Source organism: Dactylosporangium aurantiacum (assembly GCF_000716715.1).
GTDB lineage: Bacteria > Actinomycetota > Actinomycetes > Mycobacteriales > Micromonosporaceae > Dactylosporangium > Dactylosporangium aurantiacum.
Map to the genome: position 1 here is coordinate 234,400 of NZ_JNYJ01000011.1, position 15,528 is coordinate 249,927.

Genomic DNA, 15,528 nt, shown 5'->3' on the forward strand with positions numbered 1-15,528 from the left:
GCGACAATGCTGCGATGGTGACGACCCTGACGGTCGACTGCGGGGGCGGCGGGCTCAAGGCCGCCGTGGTCGACGACACCGACACGCTGTGCTGCGAGCCGGTGCGGGTGCCGACGCCGTACCCGCTGCCGCCGGCGAGGCTCGTCGAGGCGCTGCTCGGCATCGCGGCGGGGCTGCCGGCCGCCGACCGGGTCACCGTGGGGCTGCCGGGGATGATCCGGCACGGGGTGGTGGTCGCGACCCCGCACTACGTGAACGAGGCCGGGCCGCACACGCCGGTCGACCCGGAGCTGTTCGCGCTGTGGAAGGGCTTCGACGCGCGCGCCGAGCTGCAGCGCGCGTTCGCCCGGCCGGTGCTGGTGCTCAACGACGCCGAGGTGCACGGGGCGGCCCTCGTCGAGGGGCGGGGCCTGGAGCTGGTGCTGACGCTCGGCACCGGCCTGGGCAGCGCCCTGTTCGACGAGGGGCGGCTCGCCCCGCACCTGGAGCTGTCCCACGCGCCGTACTCGAAGGGCCGCACGTACGACGGGGTCCTCGGCGAGCTGGAGCGCCAGCGGCTCGGCGACCGGCGCTGGTCGCGGCGGGTGCAGCGGATCGTCGACGGGCTGCGGCCGGTGTTCCGGTGGGACCGGCTGTACCTGGGCGGCGGCAACGCCGAACGCCTCGTCGTGGCCATGCCCGACGACGTGCGCCTGGTCGCGAACCAGGCCGGGATCCGGGGCGGCTCCCGGGCCTGGACGCTCATCGGCGTGTAACACCCGATGTGCGGCGATATCACCGTACTGTGATGCAGTGACAACGGTATGTGACGACGTACTGGAGACGTCGCGGGGTGCCGTGGCGGCGCTGCGCGCGGTGCCGCCGCCGGCCGTCGACACCGGCGTCCCCGCCGTGCTGTGCCCGGGCCTCATCGGCTCGAAGGAGGACTACCTGCCGCTGCTGCCCGCCCTGGCCGCCGCCGGGTACCGGGCGTACGCGTACGACTACCGCGGCCACTACGCGAGCGACGGCGGCGACGACGACCACAGCATCGACCGGCACGCCCGGGACCTGATCGCCGTGCTGGGCGCCGTCGGCGCCGCGGGGGAGGAGCCGCCGCACGTCGTCGGGCACTCCTACGGCGGGTTCGTGGTGCGCGCCGCCGCCCTCGCCGCCCCGGACCGGCTGCGCTCCGCCGCGCTCATCGGCAGCGGACCCGGCATGGACGGCCCGGCGCACCGCAGGATCCTCGGCGGGTTCGACCACACGCTGTCGCTGCGGGGCAACGCCGTCATGTGGCCCGTCGTGCGGCGGCTCATCCCCGAGCACGACGTCGCCCGGCGCGAGTTCTGGCGCACCCGGCTGCGGCTGATGCGCCCCGCGTTCGTCCGCGGCGCCCTCGCCGCCCTCGCCGGCGAGACCGACCGCGCCGACGAGCTGCGCGCCACCCGGCTGGCGCTGCTCGTCATGCACGGCCACCGGGACCGCAAGCTGTGGTCGGCCGGCGAGTTCGCCGGCTACGCCGAGCGGGCCGGCGCGGCCCTGGCCGTCATCGACGGCGCCTCGCACAGCCCCAACCTCGAGCAGCCCGGCCGCACCGTCGAGGCGCTGCTGGGGTTCTGGGCCGACACCGACCGGCGCCGGGCGCTGCGGACCTTCGTCGACCTGGTCCGGCCGTCGGCGCACCCCGACCCGTACCCGGCATACGAGCGGCTGCGCCGGGTCGCCCCCGTGCTGAGCGTGCGGCTGCCCGGCAAGACCGAGGCGGTGGTGCTCACCCGGTACGCCGACTGCGCCCGCCTCCTGCAAGATTCCGCGTTCGTCAGCGCCGGCGAGGCCCCCGAGCTGCTCACCCCCGGCTGGCGCGAGCACCGCCTGGTGCGCTGCCTGTACCAGTCGTTCGGCTGGCGCGACGGCGACGCGCACCTGCCGCTGCGCACCGCCCTGGCCCGCCGGCTCACCCCGGGCCGCTGCCCGGTCCAGGCCGCCGACGTCGCCGCCGTCGCCACGCTGGTCCTGGACGGCTTCGCCGAGCGGCTGCGCGGGGGCGCGACGGTGAACCTCGCCGAGGCCGTCGCGGTGCCGTTCGCGTCCCTGGTCACCGGGCGGCTGCTGGGCATCCCCGACGCCGACGCGCTGCGCGTCGGCGCCGCCGCCCGGGCCGGCAGCGCCGCGTTCGAGCCGTTCATCACGCCGCGGCAGCGCATCGCGATGGACGCCGCCGGTGAGACGATCATCGACACCCTCGCGGCGCTGGACGGCGACGGGCTCCTCGCGCTGGTCCGCGCGCACCGGCCCGGCGGCGGCGAGCAGCTGCTCGGTGACCTGGCCCTGCTCTACGGCGCGGCGTACGACTCACCGGCGAGCCTCGTCACGCTCGGCGCCCGGCTGCTGCTCGACCACCCGGCGCAGGCCGCGCTGCTGCGCGACGACCCGGGCCTGGCCGAGCGGGCCGTCGAGGAGATCCTGCGCTTCGACCCGCCGGTGCAGATGGCGGTACGGATCGCGACCGCGCCGCGCGAGCTCGGCGGGGTACCCGTCGCGCCCGGCACCGCGGTGCTGGGCATCCTCGGCGCCGCGAACCGGGACCCCGCGTATACCGACGACCCCGGGGACTTCCGGATCACCCGCCGCACGGCGCGGCCGGCGCTGTCCTTCGGCGCGGGCCGGCACTACTGCCCGGGCGCCGCCCTCGCCCGCACGCACGCGCGGGTGCTGCTGCCGATGCTGCTGCGCCGCTTCCCCGGGCTGCGTCCCGCCGGGCCGGCGGTGTACCGCGCGCCCGGCACCGTGCTGCGCGGCATCGAGGACCTCCCCGTCCGCCTGCACGAGAGCGGGGCCGCCTGATGCGGGTGCTGGTCACGGTCAACCCGGCGCCCGGGCACCTGTTCGCCCTGGTGCCCCTCGCGTGGGCGATGCACCTGCGCGGCCACGAGGTCGTCGTCGCCGCGCCCCGGTCGATGGGGCAGCAGATCCGCCGGGCCGGGCTCAGCCACGCCGTCGTCGGCGGCGACGCGTCGTTCTTCGAGCTGTGGCCGGCGGACCTGCGCCTCGGCGGCAACGACACCCTCGACCTGACCGTGTTCGCCGCGATCGCCGAACGGACCGGCCCCGACGTGGTCGGCCTCGCCCGCGCCTGGCGGCCCGACCTGATCGTCACCGAACCCGTCGAGTACGCCGCGCCGCTCGCCGCCACGCTGCTGGGCATCCCGTGGGTGCTGCACCACTGGGGGCTGCCGGTCCCCGACGGCGTGCACCGCGCCGCCCTCGCCGCCGTCGCCGGCCGGCTGGCGCGCCTCGCCGGCACCCTGGGTGTCGCCGGTCCGGCCGCGGCGCCCCTGGCCACGGTCGACACGTGCCCGCCGTCGCTGCGCGCCGCCGGCGCCGCGGGTGGCCTGCCGATGCGGTACGTGCCGTACAACAGCGGCTGCACGCTGCCGGAGTGGCTGTACGCGCCGCGCCGGCGCCCCCGCGTCTGCGTCTCCATGGGCACCGTGCCGATCCCGGAGGGCGTCGACGGGCTCACCGCCGCCGTGGAAGGCATGCGCGACCTGGACGTCGAGGTCGTCGTCAGCGGCGCCGGCGTGCACGGCATCGACGACCTGCCGGCCAACGCCCGCCGCGTCGGCTGGCTGCCGCACCACCTGCTGCTGCCGACCTGCGACCTGTTCGTGCACCACGGCGGCTCCGGCAGCTCCATGGCGGCCCTCGGCGCCGGCCGCCCGCAGCTGGTCCTGCCGCAGATGTGCGACCAGTTCAGCATCGCCGAGCGGCTCACCGCCGCCGGGGTGGCGCGCAGCGTCGCGTTCGCCGACCGGTCCCCGGCGGCGGTCCGCGCCGCCGTCCGGGCGCTGCTCGCCGACACCGCCGTCACCCGCCGCGCCGGCCGGGTCCGCGACGAGATCGCCGCGCTGCCCGCCCCGCCGGACGTCGCCGCCACCCTCGCCGGCCTGGCGGGCGCCGCCGGACCCGCGGGGGCGCCGGGACTGACGGACCGGGCCCGGCCTGGCATGGTGGACGCATGTGCAGGAACATCCGGGTACTGAACAACTTCGAGCCGCCGGCGACCGAGGACGAGATCGAGGCCGCCGCCGTGCAGTACGTGCGCAAGGTCAGCGGCATGACCCGCCCGTCGCAGGCCAACCAGGCCGCCTTCGACGCGGCCGTGGCCGCGGTCGCCGCCGCCACCCGTGAGCTGCTCGGCACCCTGGTCACCGCGGCGCCGCCGCGGGACCGCGAGGTCGAGGCCGCCAAGGCGAAGGCGCGCGCCGCCGAACGCTACGGGCGGTAGGAACGCCGCAGCCGTCCGGCGCGTCGGACCGGTATGAGACGTCTCGTCATCGTGGTGCTGCTCGCGCTCGGCGCCGCCGGGCTGGCGCTGGCCGTCCCGGCTGTCCGGGCAGCCGTGCACGACCTCGCGTGCCCGGCGACGTTCACCGCCTACGCGCGGCAGCCCCTGCCGGACGTGCCCGTGGTGACGGCGACGCACCTGGCCGTGGTCGGCGACCGGTTCGCGGTCGGCGGCCACCGCGACCCCATGCCCGCCGGCCGGCCGCCGGTCGAGGGCGACGCGTCCCTGGTCCGGTACGAGCACGCCGAGACCTCGCCGACCGAACAGCGCTGCGGGCGGGTGGTCGCCGGCTACCGGTACCACGTCTACACCGCCACGCGCGCCGGTGCCGTGGTCATCGACGGACATCTGGTACGTATCAGCGCCCGACCATGATCGGTCGCAAAATTTCATAGCACGGTCAGCATCTTGCGGTGAGGGATCGACTAAGTTACGGTTCGATCCTTCATCGTTGCCGTTCCCCGCCAGGAGCGTGTCATGCGCCGTGCCCTCATCCGTCTCCTGCCGGCAGCGTTGACGCTGGCCGCAGCCACCGTCACAGCCGTCCCCGCACCCGCGAACGCCGGCGCCACCACGATCTCCGTGGACAACCTGCGCACCGGCTGGGACGCCGACGAGCCGGGCCTCGCCCCGTCGGCCGTCTCCGCCTCCGACTTCGGCCAGCTGTTCTCCACCGCCGTCGACGGGCAGGTGTACGCGCAGCCGATCGTCGCCGCCGGCACCCTCGTCGCCGTCACCGAGAACAACCACGTGTACGGGATGAACCCCGCCACCGGCGCCGTGACCTGGCACCGCAGCGTCGGCCCGGCCTGGCCGGCGTCCGCGATCGGCTGCGGCGACCTGGTGCCCAACATCGGCATCACCAGCACCCCCGTCTACGACCCGGCGACCGGCGCGGTGTTCTTCATGGCCAAGGTCAACGACGGGCCCGACGCCGACCACCCGCACTTCTACCTGCACTCGATCAACCCGGCGACCGGCGCCGAGCGGGCCGGCTGGCCGGTGACGATCCAGGGCTCGCCGACCAACGACCCCGCCACCACGTTCAACGCGAAGACCGCCGCGCAACGCCCCGGGCTGCTGCTGCTCGACGGCGTCGTCTACGCCGGGTTCGCCAGCCACTGCGACTACGGCCCCTACGTCGGCTACGTCGCCGGGGTACGGACGACGACGGCGCAGATGACGACGCTGTGGTCGACGGAGGCGGGCCGCAGCAACGGCATGGCCGGCATCTGGCAGTCCGGCGGCGGCCTCGTCTCCGACGGCCCCGGCCGGATCATCGTGTCCACCGGCAACGGCGTGTCGCCCGCGCCCGGCCCCGGCACCAGCCCGCCCGGGACGCTCGCCGAGTCGGTGATCCGGCTGCAGGTCAACGGCGACGGGTCGCTGACCGCGAAGGACTTCTTCAGCCCGTTCAACAACAGCCGCCTCGACCAGGACGACACCGACTTCGGCTCCGGCGGCCCGATGGCGCTGCCCGCCGGTTTCGGCACCGCCGCGCACCCGCGGCTGCTCGTGCAGACCGGCAAGGACGGCCGGGTGTACCTGCTGGACCGCGACAACCTCGGCGGCAACGCGCAGGGCCCGGGCGGCGGCGACGCGTCCGTCGGCCCGCCCGCCGGACCCTACAACGGCGTCTGGGGACACCCGGCGTTCTGGGGCGGCGACGGCGGTTACGTGTACCAGGTCGAGAACCAGGGCTTCCTGCGCGCGTTCAAGTACGGCGTCAACGGCGCCGGGCTGCCCGTGCTCACCTCCGCCGGCACGAGCGCCGCGACGTTCGGGTACACCTCGGGATCGCCGGTCGTCACGTCCACCGGCACCACGTCGGGCTCGGCGGTCGTGTGGGCCGTGTACAGCGACGGCTCCAGCGGCGCCAACGGCCAGCTGCGCGCCTACGACGCGCTGCCGGTCAACGGCCGGCTCAACCTGCGCTACAGCGCCCCGATCGGCGTCGCCACGAAGTTCGTCACGCCCGCCACCGACGGCGGCCGGGTCTTCGTCGGCACCCGCGACGGCCACGTGATCGGCTTCGGCCGGCCCACCACCGCGGCGCTGACCAGCGGCCCCACCGACTTCGGCAACGTCGCCGTCGGCAGCGGCGCCGACGCGACCGTCACCGTGACCGCGACCCGCGCGGTGCGCGTCACGGCGGTCACCACCACCGCGCCGTTCGCCGCGACCCCGCCGGCGCTGCCGGTGAACCTCACCACCGGGCAGACCCTGTCGGTGCCGGTGCGTTTCACGCCGACCGCGACCGGCGGCGCCACCGGCAGCCTCACCTTCACCACCGACGCCGGCACGGTCCCGTTCGACCTGCACGGCGTCGGCACCCGCACCGGGCTCGGCGCCACCCCGGCCGCCCTGTCGTTCGGGACCGTGCCGACCGGGGCGAACAAGACCCTCGGCGTGAGCGTCACCAACACCGGCACGACCGCCGTCTCGATCACCGGGTTCACCGCGCCGGCCGCGCCGTTCACCGCCACCGGGTTCCCCGCCGCCGGCACCACCCTCGCCGCGGGCGCGTCGGTGTCCGTCTCCGTCCGGTACGCCCCTACCGCGGCCGGCGCGGCGAGCAGCGCGTTCATCGTCACCAGCGACGCCGGCTCGGTCACCGTCCCGGTCACCGGCACCGCGGTCACCGGCGCGCCGCACCTGACGATCACCCCGAACCCGGTCGCGTTCGGGCAGGTGCCGGTCGGGCAGACCGCGACGCAGACGTTCGACATCGCCAACACCGGCAACATCACGCTGACCCTGACGAAGGCCGCGCCGCCGGTCGGCGCGTTCAACACCACCACCCCGGTGTCCGAGGGGCAGCAGCTGTCGCCGGGCGACGTCATCCACCAGACCGTCACGTTCACCCCCACCACGACCGGCAGCCAGTCCGCGGTGTACTCGATCACCGGCGACGACGGGCAGGGCGCGGTCCTCGTGCAGCTCACCGGCACCGGCGTGACCGGCACCGGCAACCTGGCCGCGGGCCGGCCGGTGACCTCGTCCAGCGCGCAGGGCGGCTACCCCGCGTCCAACGCCGTCGACGGCGACGTCAACTCGTACTGGGAGAGCGCCAACAACGCGTTCCCGCAATGGATCCAGGTCGACCTCGGCGCGTCCGTCTCCGTCGGCCGGGTCACCCTGAAGCTGCCGCCGGCCGCCGCGTGGGCCGCCCGGCGGCAGACCGTCGCGGTCCTCGACGGTGCCACCGGCGCGGTGCTGCGGCCCGCGGCCGACGTGGCGTTCGACCCGGCGACCGGCAACACCGCCGACATCCCGGTCACCGCCGGCGTGCGGTACCTGCGGCTGCAGTTCACCGGCAACACCGGCTGGCCCGCCGGGCAGGTGTCGAGCCTGGAGGTGTACGGCACCGGCGGCGGGCCGGCGACCCTCACGCTCAGCCCGGCGTCGCTGGCGTTCGAGGACACCCCGGTCAACGCCAACAGCGACTGGCGGACCGTCGTCGTCACCAACACCGGCAGCGGCCCGGCGACCGTCAGCGCGATCACCGCCACCGGCGACTACACCCGGGTCACCACCTGCGGCAGCGTCATCGCCGCCGGCGCGAACTGCACCGTCACCGTCACGTTCCACCCGTCCGCCGCCGGTACCCGCACCGGCACGCTGACCGTGGCCAGCACCGCCACCAACCCCACGGCGACCGTCGCGCTGACCGGCACCGGCGTGGCCGCCGGCACGGCGACCCTGACCGCGAACCCGTCGGCGCTCACGTTCGCCGCGACCACCGTCGGCTCGTACAGCGGCGCGCAGAACGTCACGGTCACCAACACCGGTACCGTCGCCGCGGCCGTCTCCGGCGTCACCACCGCCGGCGACTACACCGCGACGCACACCTGCGGCACGTCGATCGCCCCCGGCGCGAGCTGCACCGTCAGCGTCACGTTCCGCCCGACGGCGACCGGCGCCAGGACCGGCTCGCTGACCGTGGCGAGCAACGCCACCAACCCGGCGCTCAGCGTCGTGCTGTCCGGGCAGGGTGCCTCGGCGAGCGGCGCGAACCTCGCGCTCGGCCGGCCGACGACGCAGTCGTCGAACACGCAGAGCTACGGCTCCGGCAACGCCGTCGACGGCAACGCGAACACCTACTGGGAGAGCGCCAACAACGCGTTCCCGCAGTGGATCCAGGTCGACCTGGGCGCGCCGGTCGCCGTCGGCAGGGTCACGCTGCGGCTGCCGCCGTCGACGGCGTGGGCCACCCGCACCCAGACGGTCACCGTCACCGACGGCGCCACCGGCGCGGTGCTGCGCGCGACGGTCACCGTCACGTTCGACCCGGCCGGCGGCAACACCGCCGTCCTGTCCTTCCCGACGGCCACCGTGCGCTACCTGCGGGTCACCGTCACGGCCAACAGCGGCTGGCCCGCCGGGCAGCTGTCCGAACTGGAGGCATACCAGCTGTAGGCCGCCGGCCACAGGGCATCATGCCTGGTCCGGGGTCCTCTGGGCCCCGGACTTCGCCGCGGGATCGAACCATACTTTGGGTGCCGATATAAGTCATCCGTGCGGATCGCGTCATCATCCGGTCGACGCTGGACAACGAACCGGACGTTCATCACCAAACGACTTCCGTGAGCACTACGTTCACTCGACGACGTGGGTGTGCCGCGCCAGATGGATTCGCCCGCCAGCGAGGCCACGGGAGGTTCGACGTGTGGAAGGGCCGACTGGCCATCATCGCGCTGCTGGCCGTGTCGCTGCTGTCGGGGCTGTCGATGCTGACCGTCGGCGGCGCCAGCGACGACCAGCTGGAGGTCTACTCCTGGTGGACCGGGCCCGGTGAGGAGGAGGGCCTGGCCGCGATGGCCGAGGCCTTCGAGGCGGCGAACCCGGGCATCCGGTTCGTCAACGCCGCCGTGTCCGGCGGTGCCGGCTCCAACGCCAAGGCGATCCTCGCCAGCCGGCTGCTGGCCAACGACCCACCCGACTCCTACCAGCGGCACGCCGGCTTGGAGCTGCTCGACGACGTGCGCTCCGGCAAGGTGCGGGATCTCACCGAGCTGTACGAGCAGCAGGGCTGGCGCAAGGTCTTCCCGAAGGGTCTGCTGGACAACCTGACCATCGACGGCAAGATCTACGCCGTCCCGGTCAACATCCACCGCGCCAACCTCATCTGGTTCAACCCGAGGACGCTGCGCGAGCTCGGCCTGCCCGGCCCGCCGAAGACCTGGTCGGACTTCCTCGCCCAGGCCGCCACCATCCAGGCCAAGGGCAAGGTGCCGATCGCGGTCGGCCCCGAGTGGACGCAGAAGCACCTCCTGGAGACCGTCCTGCTCGGCGAGCTCGGCGCGGACAGCTACGAACGGCTCTTCTCCGGTGACCTCAGGTGGACCTCGCCGGAGGTGACGGCGGCGCTGGACACGTTCGGCAAGGTCCTGGCCGTCTCCGACGTGAAGTCCGCCGCCGGGGAGTGGCAGCCGCAGCTGGACCGGGTCGTCGAGGGTTCCGCCGTGTACGCCGTGATGGGTGACTGGAGCTCCTCCTACCTCGAGCAGGCCAAGAAGCTGCAGTGGCGCGACGGCTACGACGTGGCCACGTCACCGGGCACCCAGGGCGTATACGACTTCCTCTCCGACTCCTTCACCCTGCCCTCGGGCGCGCGCAGCCCCGACCTGTCGCGCAAGTGGCTCATCGAGTGCGGCTCCGCCGCCGGGCAGAACCTGTTCAACCCGCTCAAGGGCTCGATCCCGGCCCGCACCGACGCGGAGGCCGGCCTGTACCGCGGCTACCTCGGGTGGACGCTGCAGCAGTGGCGCGACCCGAAGACCCGCATCGTCGGCTCCCTCACCCACGGCGTGGTGGCCAACAACGCCTACAACGCGGAGATCGACTCGGCGCTCGGCCTGTTCGTCCAGCACGGCGACCTGGGCAAGTTCGCCGGCACCGTGCAGCAGCAGTTCGAGGAGACCCGATGAGCGGCCAGCGGAGCGTCTTGGGTCGCTCATCGTGTGGTGGTTGTGGCTCAGGCTGGCGCCGGAGCGTGGCGGAGGTGACGGCATGAGCGGTCAGCGGAGCGTCTCGGGTCGCTCATCGTGTGGTGGTTGTGGCTCAGGCTGGCGCCGGAGCGTGGCGGAGGTGACGGCATGAGCGGCCAGCGGAGCGTCTCGGGTCGCTCATCGTGTGGTGGTTGTGGCTCAGGCCGGCGCCGGAGCGTAGCGGAGGTGACGGCATGAGCGCTCCGGTGCATGTGCCCAGGCACTCCAACGCCCCGCCGCCGCAGCCCTTCACGCCGCCGCCGGTGCGCCGCCGCAAGCGCCGCGGCCCGGCCTGGCTGGCCGGCCTGCTGCTCGTGTCGCCGTCGCTGATCCTCATCGGCGTCTTCGTCTACGGCTTCCTCGGCTGGAACGTCCGCGTCTCGTTCACCAACTGGCGGGGCCTGTCGCCGTCGTACCACTTCGTCGGCCTCGACAACTACGCGCGCCTGCTGCGTGACGAACGCTGGCACGCCGACGTGCGCAACCTCGTCGTCTTCACGGCCGTCTTCGTCGGCGGCGCCCTGCTGCTCGGCTTCCTCATGGCCATGCTGCTCGACAAGGGCGTGCGCGGCGAAGGCTTCCTGCGCGGCGTCTTCCTCTTCCCGATGGCCATCTCCTTCATCGCCACCGCCATCGTGTGGCGCTGGCTGCTGGACAACGGTTCCGGCGACGACACCGCCGGGCTCAACAAGCTCTTCGCCGTGCTCGGGCTGGACTTCCTGCGCAGCGACTGGCACAAGTCCGACTCCGTGTGGGCGATCGCCGCCGTGGCGCTGCCCGCCGGCTGGGCCCTGTCCGGCTACGTCATGGCCCTCTTCCTCGCCGGCATGCGCGGCGTCCCGGAGGCCCTGCGCGAGTCCGCCCGCCTCGACGGCGCCAGCGAGAGCCAGGTCTTCTGGCACGTGGTGCGCCCCGCCCTGCGCCCCGTCACCTTCAGCGCCATGCTCATCATGATCCACATCTCGCTGAAGACGTTCGACCTGCTGTACGCCCTCGATCAGGGCAACCTGCGCATCGACACGCCCTCCCTGTACATGTGGTTCACCACCTTCGACGGGGGCTTCTACGACCGCGGCGCGACGATCGCGACGGTGCTGCTGCTCGGGGTTGCCCTGGTCGTCGGTCCTTATGTCTGGTACGCGCTGCGCACGGAACGGCGGTAGACGCATGGTGATCTGGTCCGCCCGCGCTGCCACGCGGGATGTGCTCGTGCTCGTCGACCCGCGCACGCCGTCGGGCGCCGGCGTGCGCGGCGGCGGGGACGTCATGTCGCCGCGCATCGTGTCGCGGGGCTTGCCGCGCAGGTCGACGGTGCGCCGCTGCGTTGCGACCCGGCGCGTTGCGTCGCGGGGCGTTGCGTCGCAGGGCGTTGCGTCGCGGGACGTTGCGTCGCGGGACGTTGCGTCGCGGGACGTTGCGTCGCGGGGCGTTGCGTCGCGGGGCGTTGCGTCGCGCGACGCTGCCACGCGTGGTCTCGCCTCGCTGCTGGGACGGGGGTAGCCGCATGGTGCGCGCCACCGCCACGGTGCCCCGGCACGTGGTCTCCGACCCCATCCCGCCCGCCGCGTCGAAGGCCGCCGGCGGCGCCCGCAGCGTCGTGCGGTACGTCGTCCTCTGGGCCCTCGCCTGCTTCTTCCTCCTGCCGGTCTACGTCCTGGTGGTCACCTCCTTCAAGGACCCCGTCGACGTGTCGGTGACCCGGATCTGGGAGCTGCCGACCAGCTTCTCGCTGGACAACTTCGGCCTCGTCTGGCCGAAGCTCTCCTCCGGCTTCCGCAACAGCCTCTCCCTGGCGATCCCGGCCAGCTTCCTGTCGGCCCTGCTCGGCTGCGCCAACGGGTTCGTCCTGTCGAAGATCCGCTTCCCGTTCTCCAACGTGGTCTTCCCGCTGATCCTGTTCGGCATCTTCGTGCCCTACCAGGCCGTCATCATCCCCGTCTCGCAGACCATGACGGCGGTCGGCCTGCGTGGCGGCGCCGACCCGACCGGCGGCCTCGCCGGCCTGATGCTCATCCACATCATCTACGGCCTACCCATCACCACCCTCATCTTCCGCAACCACTTCGTCGCCATGTCCAACACCCTGCTCGAGTCCGCCCGCCTCGACGGCGCCGGCATCCTGCGCAGCTTCGTCGACATCGCGGTGCCCCTCGCCAAGCCGGCGTTCGCCGTCGCCATCATCTGGCAGTTCACCTCCTCCTGGAACGACTTCATGTTCGGCGCCATGATGACCAGCCGCGACTCCTGGCCGGTGACGATCGCCCTGAACAACATCGCCGGCGGCCAGTCCGTCCCCTTCGGCCAGGCCATGGCCGGTGCCCTCCTGGTGAGCCTGCCCACACTCGCGCTGTACATCATGCTGGGCCGCTTCTTCATGCGGGGCCTCCTCGCCGGCACGCTGCAGGACTGAGCTGGTCCTTCGCAGGGCTGAGCTGATGCTTCGCTTCTTCGCGCGGCCGAGCTGGGCGCCTGTGCCGGCCGAACTGGGTGCCCCCACCTCCCCGCGTAGGCAGAATTCCCGATGCGCGACAGGCCCTCCTCCGGCGATGCTCCTCCCTGCGATCGATTCACCGACCAAGGAGGTCCTGTCATGAACGGCACCACCCGCACCTGGGCCGGCCCAAGCATCATCGGCTCTGGATGACGCCCCGGCCCGCACTCCCACGTGCCGCCGGCTCCTCGCCTGCGCCGCACATCTCAGCGGCGGCGGCCCGCCTTCCCGCTCGCCGCTGGAACCGTGCGGGAGTCCGCCTGGCACCGTCGACACCACGACCCGCGCCGTCCGGTCGCCGTTTCCGACCGCGACCGGACGCGTAGGCACAGCGCCAGCGCACCGCCCTCTTGCCGTGCCGCCCTCAGGGCGGCGCCGCGCTCTTCCCGAACCGCCCTCTTGCGGCGCCACCGCCCCGTTGCCGCGCCCCCGCCCCGTTGCCACGCTGCCCTCCTGCGGTCTGCCGTGTCGTCGTGCTGCCGTGTCGTCGTGCTGCCATGTTGTCGTGCAGCCGGGCGCTCAGGTGGTCCGCCGGGTCTGCGCCGCATATCCGCACTCGCACCGGAACCCGTGGATCGTCCCGCCCGCTCCACCGAACTCCCCGGTCCGCAGCTCCCCGACGAACCACATCGGCCGCCCGCAGCACCCCAGCCACCGTGGATGCGCCTGCGACCACCCGGGTCGCCCGCCGAGCCGCCCCACGTCATCCCACCGCCGCTCACCGGCCGGGGCGAGCCGCAGCCGCAGCCGCTCCGGCTCGCCGTCCGGCGGATAGCCGGGACACGACTCGTCCCGCGCTTCGTCGAACTGGCCCGCCCGCCAGCCGTAGCGGCCCCGCAACTCCTCGTCGGCGTCGCACTCGGCGCAGTGACTCATCACGAACGGATGCCCGTCCCCCCGCACCGGGGGCGGCAGCAGCGCGGCACCCACCAGCAGCGGCACCGCGAGCGGCAGCGCACATCCCAGCCCGCGCGGGTCGGCGAACACCGTGGCCGGCTCGACGAACGTCGCCAGCCGCGGATCGCCCTGCCGCGCCGTCACGATCGTCCGGGACTGCTGCACATACCGCCGCCGGGCCGGACCGTCGGCCGGCACCCACACACCGCGTGCCTCGCACATCTCGGTGACCACCCGCGACCCGTGCGCCAACCGGGTCAGGTGCGTCAGGGCGCGGTCCGTGTCGGCGCCGAGCAGCAGCTCCACCCGGGCAGTGTCGAGGCCCGGCGGAGTCCCGTACCGCCGGACCGTCGCGGGAGGCGACGCGGCGATCCGGTCGGCGAGCCGGTCCACGAGCTCGTCCGGAGCGTGCCGCGACGTCCGCCAGAAGCCGACCCGGTCGGCCTTGACGAGCCGGGCCACGGCGGCGTCGGTGAAGTCCTCCAGCACCGCGCCACGGTAACGGCCGCTCATGCCACGAACCTGACCTCTGGATACCGGGGTGACGCCGCGTCGAGCAGTGCCGACCCGACGCCGCGCAGGTGCAGGTCGAAGAACGCGCCGACATACGCGCGGGTCACCGCCGCCACCCGCGGGCCGTCGATCGTGCCATACGCGTCGGCTGTCTGTGCCCCGGGCAGCGCGGCGAGGGTCGGCACCATCAGCACCGAGTCGTGGAACGCCAGGTGCCGCGCGTCGGGCATGCGCAGCTCGCGACGCCAGCCGCGCAGGTGATCGGCGAACACACCCCAGCCCGGGGTGTCGCCGCGGTCGGTGTCACCTGCGGCGTACAGCAGGAAAGGCCGGTCGAGCCCGGCGGCGGCGTCGGCACCGTAGAGCGCGCCGTCGAGGTTGACCCCGGCGCGGACGCGGCGGTCGTCGTGCATCACCTGCGCCGCCGTCGCCCCGCCGAGCGAGTGGCCGATGACCCCGACGTGGGACAACCGTAGGGAGCCGCGCGTCCCGGCGGGCAGAGGGCGCCGCTGCACGTCGGGGTTGCCGCCGGCGTCGAGCACCGCGAGCCGGTCCAGCACGAACCGCAGGTCGGCGGAGCGGACCGCGACCATCTTCGCCGCGAACGCCGCGAACTTGGCCTGGTCCTCGATCCCCGCGATCAGCGTCGTGATCGTGTTCGGCTCGACCCGCCCGCCGGGGAACTCGACCGCGAGCGGGTCGTGGGTGTGGTCGACGGTCACCACCACGTGGCCGCGGCTGGCGAGTTCCTCCACCACCGCCGCGCTGGAGTTGCGCTCGGCGCCGTAACCGGGGGAGAACAGCACGACCGGCCAGCCGCCGCGCCATGCGGTGACGGGAGCGCCCATGTGTGCGTGCGTGTGGACCTCCGCCAGTCCCGGCAGGTCCCGCGGTACGCCGCTCACGGTCTCGGCGAGATCCCGGCCGACCGGCCCGGCCTCCGCCGGGGTGAGCCACGGCGCGGGTGGACCGGCCGGGCGCGCCGTCGGATACCACAGCTGCACCATCAGCTCCCTGGGGCGTGCCGGCGTCGTCCACGGGTCGGTCCGTGACGGGTCGACCAGGTGCAGCGGCACCGTCCCGATCGGGTGTGGCCCGGTCGGCGCCGGCAGCCGGAACGCCGGCCTGGTGCGGTGCGGCGCGGCGGCGGCCGGGCGCGCGGAGAACAAGGTCAGGCCGGCGCCGATGGCGGCGGTGGCCAGCAGTCGGCGGCGGGACAGGGCCAGGGGATGCATCGCGGTCCTCTCGCTCGGGTGCCGCCGAACGTAGCCCCGCCACGGCGGCCGTGTCGTCGTCCCCAGGACCGA

At 74.0% G+C, this 15,528-nt stretch carries 11 protein-coding genes; 9 read left to right on the top strand and 2 right to left on the bottom strand.

All coding sequences use genetic code 11. From position 1 onward, the window contains the following. The first annotated feature begins 14 nt into the window (after nucleotides 1-14). The 9 genes from OP18_RS15540 (at nucleotide 15) to OP18_RS15585 (ending at nucleotide 12,730) form a co-directional block, all read left to right on the top strand. On the top strand, nucleotides 15-755 hold the full coding sequence (locus OP18_RS15540; RefSeq protein WP_033359561.1) for an ROK family protein: 741 nt from the start codon (nucleotides 15-17) through the stop codon (nucleotides 753-755). A gap of 37 nt (nucleotides 756-792) precedes the next feature. Continuing rightward, nucleotides 793-2,826, top strand: coding sequence for an alpha/beta fold hydrolase (locus OP18_RS52550; protein ID WP_081970778.1), 2,034 nt, complete (start codon nucleotides 793-795; stop codon nucleotides 2,824-2,826). Further along, on the top strand, nucleotides 2,826-4,025 hold the full coding sequence (locus tag OP18_RS15550) for a nucleotide disphospho-sugar-binding domain-containing protein (RefSeq protein ID WP_052386773.1): 1,200 nt from the start codon (nucleotides 2,826-2,828) through the stop codon (nucleotides 4,023-4,025). Before OP18_RS52550 ends, OP18_RS15550 begins: the two co-directional genes overlap by 1 nt. After that, nucleotides 4,001-4,270 (top strand): DUF2277 domain-containing protein, encoded by a 270-nt coding sequence (locus OP18_RS15555; protein WP_033359562.1) that lies wholly within the window; start codon nucleotides 4,001-4,003, stop codon nucleotides 4,268-4,270. The genes OP18_RS15550 and OP18_RS15555 overlap by 25 nt, the downstream gene beginning before the upstream one ends. A 33-nt stretch (nucleotides 4,271-4,303) precedes the next feature. Next, entirely contained in the window at nucleotides 4,304-4,705 is a 402-nt protein-coding gene (locus OP18_RS15560; RefSeq protein WP_033359563.1) for a hypothetical protein, read from the top strand. Between the two features lie 102 nt (nucleotides 4,706-4,807). Beyond that, nucleotides 4,808-8,749 carry a choice-of-anchor D domain-containing protein gene (locus tag OP18_RS52555; protein ID WP_052386774.1) on the top strand — a complete coding sequence of 1,314 codons (3,942 nt, stop codon included), beginning with the start codon at nucleotides 4,808-4,810 and terminating at the stop codon, nucleotides 8,747-8,749. A 248-nt stretch (nucleotides 8,750-8,997) separates the two neighbouring features. Next, nucleotides 8,998-10,260 (top strand): ABC transporter substrate-binding protein, encoded by a 1,263-nt coding sequence (locus OP18_RS15570; protein ID WP_033359564.1) that lies wholly within the window; start codon nucleotides 8,998-9,000, stop codon nucleotides 10,258-10,260. 254 nt (nucleotides 10,261-10,514) lie between these two features. Beyond that, complete coding sequence (locus OP18_RS15575; RefSeq protein WP_081970779.1) at nucleotides 10,515-11,483, top strand: carbohydrate ABC transporter permease; 969 nt, start codon at nucleotides 10,515-10,517, stop codon at nucleotides 11,481-11,483. Between the two features lie 341 nt (nucleotides 11,484-11,824). After that, nucleotides 11,825-12,730: a carbohydrate ABC transporter permease gene (locus OP18_RS15585; protein ID WP_081970780.1), complete on the top strand. Its 906-nt coding sequence runs from the start codon at nucleotides 11,825-11,827 to the stop codon at nucleotides 12,728-12,730. A 600-nt stretch (nucleotides 12,731-13,330) separates the two neighbouring features. Here OP18_RS15585 and OP18_RS15590 read toward each other — a convergent pair. Both OP18_RS15590 and OP18_RS15595 read right to left on the bottom strand, forming a co-directional pair. Continuing rightward, nucleotides 13,331-14,221 (bottom strand): hypothetical protein, encoded by an 891-nt coding sequence (locus OP18_RS15590; protein WP_033359566.1) that lies wholly within the window; start codon nucleotides 14,219-14,221, stop codon nucleotides 13,331-13,333. Further along, entirely contained in the window at nucleotides 14,218-15,456 is a 1,239-nt protein-coding gene (locus tag OP18_RS15595; RefSeq protein WP_033359567.1) for an alpha/beta hydrolase family protein, read from the bottom strand. Before OP18_RS15595 ends, OP18_RS15590 begins: the two co-directional genes overlap by 4 nt. Between the last annotated feature and the right edge of the window lie 72 nt (nucleotides 15,457-15,528).